We start from the raw sequence: 9,983 nt of genomic DNA, 5'->3' as shown, positions 1-9,983 counted from the left end.
GATCATCCAGCCCTGCGTCGAGAACGCATAGCCGAACGCGCTGAGCGCGGTGAAGGTCAATCCGATCGCCGCCGTCTTCCACTCGCCGAGTTTCGGAATGATCCGCGGCAGCACCGTCGCCATGATGATCGCGCCGCACAGGCCGAAGGCGCCGAGCGAGAAGCCGATCTGTTGCTGGTTCCAGCCATAGCGGTAGTTGGAGACGAACGCCCACACCGCCGGATACATCATGTGGCCGAGCGTCATCAGGAAGAACACCAGCCCGATCCAGCCGATGCCCGGATAATTGCGCATCTGGATCAGCGTGCCGACCGGATTGGCGCGCTTCCACTCGAAGGGCCGACGGTGCTTTTCGTCCAGCGTTTCCGGCAGGAACACCATCGCGATCAGGAAATTCACGAAGGCAAGCGCGGCGGCGAAATAGAACGGCACACGCGGCCCGAACGTGCCGAGCACCCCGCCCAGCACCGGGCCAATGACGAAGCCGACGCCGAAGGCGATGCCGAGCAGGCCGAAATTCTTCGCCCGGTTCTCGTCGTTCGAGATATCGGCGATGAAGGCCGATGTCGTCGAATAGCTGGCGCCGGAAATGCCGGCGAGCACGCGGCCGATGAACAGCATCGGATAGGACCAGGCAATGGCGCAGATCAGATTGTCGATGGAGAAGGTCAGCACCGAGGCGAGCAGGACCGGCCGGCGCCCGAAGCGGTCGCTCAACCCGCCGATGATCGGCGCGAAGAAGAACTGCATCGCCGCATAGACGAAAAACAGCCAGCCGCCCTCGATGGCGGCCTCGCTGACGCTGACGCCGCTCAGTTCCTCCAGATAGGCCGGCAGCACCGGCATGATGATGCCGAAGCCGATGATGTCGAGCAAAAGCGTCGTGAAAACGAGCGCAAGGCCCCGCTTGGCGGTTTCCGGGTCGATCATGGCGACAAGCTCCTCCATCCGCCCTGGGGCACGGCGGGACGGACCTTATAGGCGAGGTCAGCGATGAGAACAATCCGCGAACGAACGCAAATGCCTTATGCTGACACCACTTGCCAGCTGGCACGGATCACGGACTGTCTCGGAAAATGAAGCGGCAGTGCCACCTCAGATCGGACCACTCATCGTATTGCAGTCGGACAGCTTGCCGCTCTTGAAGCCCCGCGCCAGCCAGGTCTGCCGCTGCTGCGAAGTGCCATGGTTGAAACTTTCCGGCACGACATAGCCCTGCATCTTCTTCTGCAGCGTATCGTCGCCGATCTGCTTGGCCGCGTTCAACGCGCTTTCGATGTCGCCCTGCTCCAAAATGCCCTTCTGCTGGGTGAAATGCGCCCACACCCCGGCGAAGCAATCGGCCTGAAGCTCGATGCGCACCGACAGCTGGTTGGCGTCGACTTCGCTCATGCCCTGCCGCATCTGGTTGAACTTGCCCATGATGCCGGTGAGGTTCTGCACGTGATGACCGATCTCATGCGCCACCACATAGGCGCGCGCGAACTCGCCGGAAGCGCCGAATTGCTGGTCGAGCTGCTGGAAGAAGGTCATGTCGAGATAGACCTTGTGATCGCCCGGGCAGTAGAACGGCCCGGCCGCCGCCGAAGCGAAACCGCAAGCCGAACGAACCTGGCCGCTGAACAGCACCAGCCTGGGGTCCTCGTAGGTCAACCCCTGGGATTTGAAAATGCCGGTCCAGGTGTCCTCGGTATCGGCAAGCACGGTCGCGACGAACTGCTTCATCTCGTCATTGGCGGGCGCGTTGCCATTGTCCTGTGTCTCGGTGATCTGGCCGCCGCCGCCCGGCAGCAAGCCGCCGTCGCCGCCACCCAGGATCTGCGACGGGTCGAAGCCGAAATACCATCCCGCGAGCACAACCAGGACGACCAGGAGGATGCTGCCGCCACCGCCGGTGCGGCCGCCGATCGGGACGCGGAACTGACCGCCGCCACCCAATCCGCCGCCACCGCCGCTGTCGCTGCGCTCGTCCTCGATGTTGTCGCTCTGACGACGGCCTCTCCAAAGCATGGCAACTCCTCGCAATGCGAATGTCCTGGAGGGGCTGGCCCGCGACCGCCCCGTGCTGACAACTATCGCAACGGCCAGCCCAAGTCACAGAATTTTTCGCGCCCGAAAAATGCGCGGGCCGGAGGAAACTCCGATCGGCTGGTTAATTTCCACTCCCGATAAACCGGCTGAAAACCTCAGCTTTTCTGCTTGGCGCCGGCGCTCTTGCCGTCCGAACTTTTCGACCGTTCCTCGAAACGTGCAGCGCCCTTCTTCAGCGGATGGCCGGTCTCGGCTTCGGTCTTGCGCTCGTCTCCGGCGGCGGCCTGCCGCAATTCCCTGGCCGCCTGCCTTCCCTTGGCGGTCGGTGCCTGTTCGATGCCCATTGCTTCCTCCCTAAGCGCGATAATCGCGGGATGTGGAAAGTAATGCGGCGAAGATCAGTCGGTTCCGCTCTCAAGCGCTCGGATGGATCGAGCTCTACGCCTGGCGATGCGTCATCGCCCGGCGGAAAGCGTCCAGCGTTTCGGCGCTGACATGGTGCTCGATGCCTTCGGCGTCGATGCGCGCCGTCTCGGCGCTGACGCCCAGCGAGCGCAGGAAGGCTTCCACTGTCTGGTGGCGGATGCGGCTTTCCTCCGCGACCTTGCGGCCGGTCTCGGTCAGGAACACGCCGCGATAGGGCTTTCGCGAGACCAGCCCGTCGGCGCAGAGCCTGGTCAGCATCTTGGCAACCGTCGGCTGCGCAACGCCGAGCCTTGCCGCGATATCCACCTGCCGCGCCTCGTTGCCGTCCTCGATCAGGTCGGCGATCAGCTCGACATAGTCTTCGACCAGCGCGCTGCGGCGCGCCTGGCGCTGCTGCCGGAATCCTTCCGAATGGATTTCGGCATCGGGAAGCGGCTCCTCGCGTCGAACTGGTTTGTTCCTAAGCGCCAATATGCGCTCCTCCTGAATCGGGATCGCATCCATAGCACGAAACCCCTGATGACCCGGCCGTTTATTTGCATTCCCGCGCGGGCGCAACCGGCGTTTCCGCCGCCCGCCCTGGAACTTGCTCTCGCGGATCACGAAAGCATGATCAATGAAATATAGCATATTGCATAATGTTGAGCTGTGGCATAGATAAGGGGCACGTTCGACAATTCCAGCGGAAATCCCATGTCCGATGCCGATGCAGCAACCGTAGCCCGACCCGCATGGCGATTCGACAGGCCGGACGACGAGCAGCCCAGCCTGCGCGAGGTGAACGCCTCGATCGCGGTGCCGCGGACCGGCGTCTGGTTCCGCCGCCTGTTTGCCTTCATGGGGCCGGGCTACATGGTTTCGGTCGGCTATATGGACCCCGGCAACTGGGCGACGGACCTCGCCGGTGGCGCGCAGTTCGGCTACACGCTGCTTTTCGTCATCATGCTGTCGAACCTGATGGCGATCCTGCTGCAGGCGCTCGCCGCCCGCCTCGGCATCGCCACCAGCCGCGACCTCGCCCAGGCTTGCCGCGCCTATTATCCTCGCCCTGTCAACCTCGTGCTCTGGATCGCCTGCGAGCTGGCGATCATCGCCTGCGACCTCGCCGAGGTCATCGGCACCGCGATCGCGCTGCAGCTTCTGTTCGGAATTCCGTTGATCGGCGGCGCCATCCTCACCGCGCTCGACGCCTTCCTGGTGCTGCTGCTGATGAACAGGGGCTTCCGCTATCTCGAGGCCTTCGTCGTCGCGCTGCTGATCATCATCTTCGGCTGCTTTGCCATCCAGATCTTCGTCGCCGCACCGCCGGCCGGCACCATCCTGCATTCGATGTTCGTGCCGTCATCCGAAATCGTCGCCAATCCGGCGATGCTCTACATCGCCATCGGCATCATCGGCGCCACGGTCATGCCGCATAACCTTTATCTGCATTCCTCGATCGTGCAGACCCGCGCCTATGAACGCACCGAGACCGGCAAGCGTGACGCTATCAAATGGGCGACGACGGATTCGACGATCGCGCTGATCCTGGCGCTGTTCGTCAACGCTTCGATCCTGATCGTCGCGGCAGTCGCCTTCCACAACACCGGGCATCACGACGTCGCAGAGATCGGCCAGGCCTTCGAGCTGCTGTCGCCGCTTCTCGGCCTCAGCATCGCCTCGATCCTGTTCGCTGTCGCGCTGCTCGCCTCCGGCCTCAACTCGACGGTCACCGCCACGCTCGCCGGCCAGATTGTCATGGAGGGCTTCCTGCGCCTGCGCATCCCGCAATGGGCGCGGCGCCTGCTGACGCGCGGCATCGCCATCGTCCCGGTGGTGGTCGTTACCGCGCTTTACGGCGAGAAAGGCACGGCCGAGCTGCTTGTGTTCAGCCAGGTGGTGCTGTCGATGCAACTGCCCTTCGCGGTCATCCCGCTGGTGCAGTTCGTGTCGGACAAGAAGAAGATGGGCAGTTTCGCCATACCGCGCGGCGTTGCAGCGCTGGCCTGGGTGGTGGCGGCCGTCATCCTCGTTCTCAACTTCAAGCTGCTCTACGATACCTTCGCCGGCTGATCGCGACATTCCAGCCGCGCGCGCTATCTTGGCGCTATGTCAGAACCGGACGAAGCCCGCAGATTCTATGCCAGGCTGATGGCCGCGCAGGCGCGGTCGGCCGATCCGCGCATCGAGGAGGTCTTCGCCGCGGTACCGCGTGAGGCCTTTCTCGGCCAGGGACCATGGACCGTCTTTGCCGGAGAAGGCCGGTTCGAGACGCCGAGCGCCGATCCGACCTACATCTATCAGAACGTGCTCGTCGTGCTCGATGCCGACAAGGGCATCAACAATGGCGAGCCGCTCCTGCACACCATGTGGCTCGGCAAGGTCGAGCCGAAGCCGGGCGAGGCCGTCACGCATATCGGCGCCGGCACCGGCTATTACACGGCGCTGCTGTCTAAGCTGGTCGAGCCGGGCGGCAGCGTCACCGCCTTCGAGATCGAGGCCGATCTTGCCGCGCGCGCCAAAGCGAACCTTGCGGCTTACGACAATGTCGAAATCGTCCAGGCCGACGCCGTCGCCAATCCGCTGCCCCCCTCCGACATCATCTATGTCAATGCCGGCGTCGTCGCCCCGCCCGCCGCATGGTTGGGAGCGCTGACGCCCGGCGGCCGCATGATCTTTCCGTGGCGTCCCTCCGAAACCGTCGGCCTCGCGGTCCTCATAACCCGCCTGGAAAATGGCTTCGCGTGCCGGCCCTTCATGGGCTCGTGGTTCATCCCTTGCGTCGGCGCCTCCACTGTAGAGCCTAGCGCGAAAATACCGACCCGCGAGCGCGCCGCGCGCACCCGCTCGATCTGGCTGAGAAAAGACAAGGCGCCCGACCGCACCGCCACCGCCGTCTTCGGCGATGTCTGGTTCTCGTCACGCACCATTCGCGCTGACAACACGCGGTAGAAATTCGCGGGGCCGTGTCGGAAAGCGGCCTTGCCGTTCGTCCTTAGCTCGAAATCCCGCCGTGACGGGCGCGGGCCAGCCAAAGGGAGAAAGACTATGCGCAAGATCATCGCCGCCACCTTCGTCAGCCTCGACGGCGTCATGCAGGCGCCGGGCGGACCGGAAGAGGACCCGGTCGGCGGCTTCGAATTCGGCGGCTGGACGTTCCACTACTTCGACGAGGTCGCGGGCACGGCAATGGAGGAACTGTTCTCCAACCCCTTCGACCTGCTGCTCGGCCGCAGAACCTACGACATCTTCGCCGCCTACTGGCCGTATCAGAAGGATTCGATCGCCGACGTCTTCAACCCCACGACCAAATATGTGGCCACGCATCGGCCCGATTCTCTGACCTGGCAGAACACCCAGTCGCTCGGCCCCGATATCGTTGCCAGGCTTAAGGAGATCAAGCAGGAAGACGGGCCCGACCTGCTCATCCAGGGCTCCGGCGATCTCATCAAGACCCTGCTTGCCAACCGGCTGATCGACGAGATCCGGCTGATGATCTTCCCGTTGCTTCTGGGCAAAGGCAAGCGGCTGTTCGGCGACAACGCGGTCCCGGCAGCCTTCAAGCTCGTCAAATCCCAGGCTACCACCACCGGCGTCATCATGGCGACCTATGAGCGCGCGGGCGAAATCCGCACGGGCTCGTTTGCCCAGCAGGAGCCTTCGCAAGCCGAGCTCGAACGGCGCAGGACCTGGAAGTAGCGTCCAGGCTTGTTTCCTCTCCCCCGCCAATGCGGGCGAGAGGAAAAGAAAGTATGCTCACGCCGCCTGGCGATGGCGCGCCAGACCCTCGCGGATGTGGCTGCCAAAAGCCTTTGCCGCTGGCGCGGTGGCATGCTTTGGCAGGTGCAGGTTGACGGAGAAATTCGGCAGCGGCGGAAGACCGGCATCGGACAGGATGTCGAGATCAGCCGGCACGGTCGAGGCAAGCCAGGTGGTCACGGCAAGGTCGGAGCGCACCGTCGCGGTCGTCGCATCGATGTTGCCGTTCTCGAACACCGTGCGCCAGTCGAGCCCATGCTCGGCAAGTGCCGCCAGCACCGCCGGGCGGAAGGCGCAGGTGTCGGCGACGATCGAAACCGGCAGCGGCCGTTTCAGGCGTGCCGCGCCGCCTTTGGCGCCCACCCAGACCAGCCGGTCGACGAGCAGGCATTCGCCGGCGCTGCGGCCGACGCGCTCCTCGATGACGGCAAGGTCGATCGTGCCCGCCGCCAGGGCCGCCGCGAGCTCCGGCGACGAGGCGCAGACCAGCGAGATCTCCACCTGCGGATAGGCTTCGGCATAGGCTTTCAGCACGGGCGCCAGCAGCGTGCCGACGAGATCGTAAGGCACGCCGATCCGCACCTGTCCGGCAACCACCCCACCCCTGATTTCGGCGAGGATCTCGTCATTGAGCTGCAACAGGCGCCTGGCCTTGTCGAGCAGCCGCTCGCCGGAACGGGTCAGCTTCAGACCGCGGCGGTCGCGCTCGAACAGGCTTTGCCCCAGCACATCTTCCAGCCGTTTGATCTGTTGGCTGACGGCGCCTTGCGTCAGGTGGAGCGCATTGGCCGCCGCCGTCATGCTGGCCTTGTCGGCTGTCATGACGAAGGTGCGGATGAGGGTCGTGTCGAGATCGCGGATCATGGCTTCCATAATATTCTCTAATGCAAACCATATCAAACATTGCATTTACTGATGCCGCGAAGCGCATAAGCATGCCGGCTTCTCGACTGGGAAGCCCGCATGTCCGAAACCATCATCCCGCTGGTCCTGTTCGCGCTGATCTCGACCTCGACGCCCGGCATCGCCACGACATTGTCGACCGCCTCCGGCGCCCAATTCGGCTTTCGCCGCTCGGTGCCGCTGATGGCCGGCAGCGCGGCCGGGCTGGCTGGACTTTTAGCCGCCGTGCCATCACTCCAGCTCGCGATGAAGATAGCGGGCTCGCTCTATCTGATCTGGCTGGCCATCAAGATCGGCCGCAGCGGTCCGCCCAACCTCGACATCAGCATGGCCAGGCCGAACAGCTTTTTCGGCGGCGCCGGCATCCAATGGATGAACCCCAAGGGCTGGGCGATGGGGCTGGGCGCCGCCGCGTCCTTCGCGGCACTGGCGGATGGTCCGCTGCAACTCGCGCTGCTGCTCGGCGCAGTCTTCGGCCTGGCCGCAGCCCTCTCGCTGTCGCTGTGGTGTGTGGCGGGAACTCTGCTTGCCCGCCTGCTCAAGACGGAGCGCCAGTGGCGGGCGCTCAACGTCGTGCTCGGCCTGCTGCTGGCCGCCTCCATCCTGCAGATGTGGCGGCCAGCTTCATAGAGGTCAGACCGCGTAGCGCGCCGCCGGCTTGCCGGAGAACAGGCTGCCGAAGAACTGGTCCCTGGCGCCGAGATAGGTCGTCAGCCCGGCCGCGTCGGCAAGGCCGGGCGCGGTGACTGTCTCGCCCTGGGCGAAGCCGGCAAGTGCCGCGTCGACCAGATCCTCGGCGCTCATGATCCAGTCCGGATTGATCCTGTCGAGGCTGATTCCGGAGACGTCCCACAATTCGGTGCGGATCGGCCCGGGCACGACGGACTGGACTTTCACTTCGGTGCCGGCGACTTCCTTCTGCAGCGCTTCCGTGAAGTTGGCGACATAGGCCTTGGTGCCGCTGTAGATGCCGCCGACCGCGATGCCATAGGCAACGACCGAGGCGATGTTGATGATCCCGCCGCGATTGCGCTTGAGCAGATCCGGCAACACCGCGCGGGTCAGCCTGGTCAGCGCAATGACATTGACCTTGATCATGCGCTCCGCCGTGTCGGCATCGGCGTCGGCGATCGTTTCCAGGCCGGCCACGCCGGCATTGTTGATCAGCAGCGTCACGCTGTCATCCGTCGCGACCGCCTGCTCTACGCGGCGCAGATCGGCGTCGACGGAGAGATCGGCGACGATCGTCTGAACCTTGCGGCCATAGGCATAGGCGAGCCTGTCGGCCACCTCCTGCAACCGGTCGGCGCGGCGCGCCACCAGCACTAGATCGTAGCCCTGCCCTGCCAGCCGGTCAGCATAGACCGCGCCGATGCCTGAGGACGCGCCGGTGATGACGGCCGTGCCCTTGTTGTCCTTCGTGCTCATTGTCCTATTCCTTTGTTCGCTTCGCTGGTTCGGCGCCGATGGTCAGTTCATCCGCCGAGCCTGATTTGGATTGGTGGCATATGCCACTTTTGCCGAAGTAGGTATATGCCACTATCTTGTCAACGGCAGCGGCAAAAACTATTTCTGCGGCAGGCTGGCGCGTCTTTGCGCCGGCAAGGAGTGATCATGACCGAAGCTCGAAAGCCCGGATTCAGCGACTGCAACAACGCCACGCTGCGCCGCGCCGCGCGCAGCCTCGGCCGCTTCTATGACGACGCGCTGGGACCAACAGGTCTGAAGAGCACGCAGTTCGGTATGCTCTTCCAGATCCACATCAGCGATGAGCCGGCGATGGGCGCCATCGCCGAGGCGCTGATCATGGACCTCTCGGCGCTCGGCCACACGCTGAAGCCGCTGATCCGCGACGGCTATGTCGAGACCTTTCCGGACAAGGACGACCGCCGCGTCAAGCGCGTGCGGCTGACGCCACGAGGCCAGGCCAAGCTCGACGAGGCGCTCAAGCTCTGGAGCGTCGCCCAGCGGCAATTCGAGGAGAAGCTCGGCGCGGAGCAGGCGGCCAAGCTGCGCGCGGCGCTGGATGTGGTGGCCGATCTCGATCTGGAAATGCCAGCGGCCGCCTCCTCGAACTGAGAAAGCGGCCGCCGATCAATTCTTCAGCTGTGAAGACGTGCTGACTCAGGTCAGGCCGGACTCACCTGAATATCGGCACGTCTTACTCCGCGGGCATCGCCACGGGCCGGGCAAACATCCGCCCCGCCAACACAATGCCAAGCCCGATGATCGGGAACACCGCGGCGATGAGGCCGAGATCGGCCGGCGCGCCGAAGCGCAGCACCGCGGCGCCAACCACCGCGCCCAAAGCGACGCCGAAATAGAGCGCTGAAGCGTTGAGCGACAGCACGATCGGCGCGGCGTCGGGCGCGATCTTGAGGATGCGGCTCGCCTGCGCCGGCGGGAAGGCCCAGCCGACAATGCCCCACGGCACCATCATGGCCATCAGCGCCGGTCCGGCGATCGAATGCGGCAGGAAGGTCGGGACCAGCGAGAGGGTGACGAGCATCGCGGCCGACAGTGTCAGCGACCAGGCGACGGTGCGGGTCGCGCCGAAGCGGTCGGCGGCTTGGCCGCCGGCGATGTTGCCAATGACGGCGCCGACGCCAAAGGCGAGCAGCATGCCAGGCAGCGCGATCGGCGAGAGCCCGCCCCCCTGAATGGCCAAAGGCGCGATGAAGGCGAAGACGGTGAAGGCGCCGACCAGCGCAAGCACCGTCGTCAAAAGGATCGGCATCACGCCGGGGCGCAGCGCCGCAGCCAGCCTGCGCTTCAGCGGCAGCCTGGTGCCGATGATGCCGCGTGGCAGCCGCCACCAAAGGATCGCGCCCGACAGCGCGCCGAGCGCGGCGATGGCGAAGAACGTGCCGCGCCAGCCGGCAACC

General features: G+C 64.7%; 12 protein-coding genes. 5 read left to right on the top strand and 7 right to left on the bottom strand.

Translation table 11 applies throughout. The features are described from left to right. From EOA23_RS27470 to mntR, 4 genes are all read right to left on the bottom strand, one after another. Positions 1–930, bottom strand: a 930-nt coding sequence (locus EOA23_RS27470; protein WP_145966497.1) for an MFS transporter, incomplete at its 3' end; no start/stop codon positions are given. A gap of 165 nt (positions 931–1,095) precedes the next feature. Continuing rightward, a complete protein-coding gene (locus tag EOA23_RS27465) occupies positions 1,096–2,010 on the bottom strand; it encodes a neutral zinc metallopeptidase (RefSeq protein WP_127306449.1) in 915 nt (304 codons plus the stop codon). A gap of 176 nt (positions 2,011–2,186) precedes the next feature. Further along, positions 2,187–2,375, bottom strand: a complete 189-nt coding sequence (locus EOA23_RS27460; RefSeq protein WP_126059848.1) for a hypothetical protein — start codon at positions 2,373–2,375, stop codon at positions 2,187–2,189. A gap of 94 nt (positions 2,376–2,469) precedes the next feature. Continuing rightward, positions 2,470–2,928: a manganese-binding transcriptional regulator MntR gene (gene mntR / locus EOA23_RS27455; RefSeq protein ID WP_042647014.1), complete on the bottom strand. Its 459-nt coding sequence runs from the start codon at positions 2,926–2,928 to the stop codon at positions 2,470–2,472. 222 nt (positions 2,929–3,150) lie between these two features. On the opposite strand from mntR, the gene EOA23_RS27450 reads away from it, so the two are divergent. The 3 genes from EOA23_RS27450 to EOA23_RS27440 all read left to right on the top strand — a co-directional run bounded on the left by EOA23_RS27450 (position 3,151) and on the right by EOA23_RS27440 (position 6,135). Next, a complete protein-coding gene (locus tag EOA23_RS27450; protein WP_127306448.1) occupies positions 3,151–4,509 on the top strand; it encodes an Nramp family divalent metal transporter in 1,359 nt (452 codons plus the stop codon). 36 nt (positions 4,510–4,545) lie between these two features. Continuing rightward, positions 4,546–5,388 (top strand): rRNA adenine N-6-methyltransferase family protein, encoded by an 843-nt coding sequence (locus EOA23_RS27445; RefSeq protein ID WP_127306447.1) that lies wholly within the window; start codon positions 4,546–4,548, stop codon positions 5,386–5,388. A gap of 96 nt (positions 5,389–5,484) precedes the next feature. Continuing rightward, positions 5,485–6,135 (top strand): dihydrofolate reductase family protein, encoded by a 651-nt coding sequence (locus tag EOA23_RS27440; protein ID WP_127306446.1) that lies wholly within the window; start codon positions 5,485–5,487, stop codon positions 6,133–6,135. A gap of 57 nt (positions 6,136–6,192) precedes the next feature. On the opposite strand, the gene EOA23_RS27435 is transcribed toward EOA23_RS27440, so the two are convergent. After that, positions 6,193–7,059 (bottom strand): LysR substrate-binding domain-containing protein, encoded by an 867-nt coding sequence (locus EOA23_RS27435; protein WP_127306450.1) that lies wholly within the window; start codon positions 7,057–7,059, stop codon positions 6,193–6,195. A 99-nt stretch (positions 7,060–7,158) separates the two neighbouring features. Between EOA23_RS27435 and EOA23_RS27430 the strand changes: the two genes are divergently transcribed. Next, positions 7,159–7,728, top strand: coding sequence for a LysE family translocator (locus EOA23_RS27430; RefSeq protein WP_127306445.1), 570 nt, complete (start codon positions 7,159–7,161; stop codon positions 7,726–7,728). 3 nt (positions 7,729–7,731) lie between these two features. On the opposite strand, the gene EOA23_RS27425 is transcribed toward EOA23_RS27430, so the two are convergent. Further along, positions 7,732–8,526, bottom strand: a complete 795-nt coding sequence (locus EOA23_RS27425) for an SDR family oxidoreductase (protein WP_127306444.1) — start codon at positions 8,524–8,526, stop codon at positions 7,732–7,734. A 186-nt stretch (positions 8,527–8,712) separates the two neighbouring features. On the opposite strand from EOA23_RS27425, the gene EOA23_RS27420 reads away from it, so the two are divergent. Further along, positions 8,713–9,177, top strand: a complete 465-nt coding sequence (locus EOA23_RS27420; RefSeq protein ID WP_127306443.1) for a MarR family winged helix-turn-helix transcriptional regulator — start codon at positions 8,713–8,715, stop codon at positions 9,175–9,177. 82 nt (positions 9,178–9,259) lie between these two features. Here EOA23_RS27420 and EOA23_RS27415 read toward each other — a convergent pair. Continuing rightward, the coding region (locus tag EOA23_RS27415; RefSeq protein WP_145966496.1) for an MFS transporter at positions 9,260–9,983 on the bottom strand (724 nt) is incomplete at its 5' end.

It is taken from the genome of Mesorhizobium sp. M2A.F.Ca.ET.042.01.1.1 (genome assembly GCF_003997405.1).
In the GTDB taxonomy this organism is placed as follows: domain Bacteria; phylum Pseudomonadota; class Alphaproteobacteria; order Rhizobiales; family Rhizobiaceae; genus Mesorhizobium.
This window is presented reverse-complemented; position numbering and strand designations above follow the sequence as displayed.

Bases quoted from the DNA above. Each gene is read 5' to 3' on its own strand.
- EOA23_RS27440 (WP_127306446.1), top strand. From the start codon at position 5,485: ATGCGCAAGATCATCGCCGCCACCTTCGTCAGCCTCGACGGCGTCATG.
- EOA23_RS27460 (WP_126059848.1), bottom strand. From the start codon at position 2,375: ATGGGCATCGAACAGGCACCGACCGCCAAGGGAAGGCAGGCGGCCAGG.
- EOA23_RS27420 (WP_127306443.1), top strand. From the start codon at position 8,713: ATGACCGAAGCTCGAAAGCCCGGATTCAGCGACTGCAACAACGCCACG.
- EOA23_RS27445 (WP_127306447.1), top strand. From the start codon at position 4,546: ATGTCAGAACCGGACGAAGCCCGCAGATTCTATGCCAGGCTGATGGCC.
- EOA23_RS27435 (WP_127306450.1), bottom strand. From the start codon at position 7,059: ATGATCCGCGATCTCGACACGACCCTCATCCGCACCTTCGTCATGACA.
- EOA23_RS27425 (WP_127306444.1), bottom strand. From the start codon at position 8,526: ATGAGCACGAAGGACAACAAGGGCACGGCCGTCATCACCGGCGCGTCC.
- EOA23_RS27430 (WP_127306445.1), top strand. From the start codon at position 7,159: ATGTCCGAAACCATCATCCCGCTGGTCCTGTTCGCGCTGATCTCGACC.
- EOA23_RS27450 (WP_127306448.1), top strand. From the start codon at position 3,151: ATGTCCGATGCCGATGCAGCAACCGTAGCCCGACCCGCATGGCGATTC.
- EOA23_RS27465 (WP_127306449.1), bottom strand. From the start codon at position 2,010: ATGCTTTGGAGAGGCCGTCGTCAGAGCGACAACATCGAGGACGAGCGC.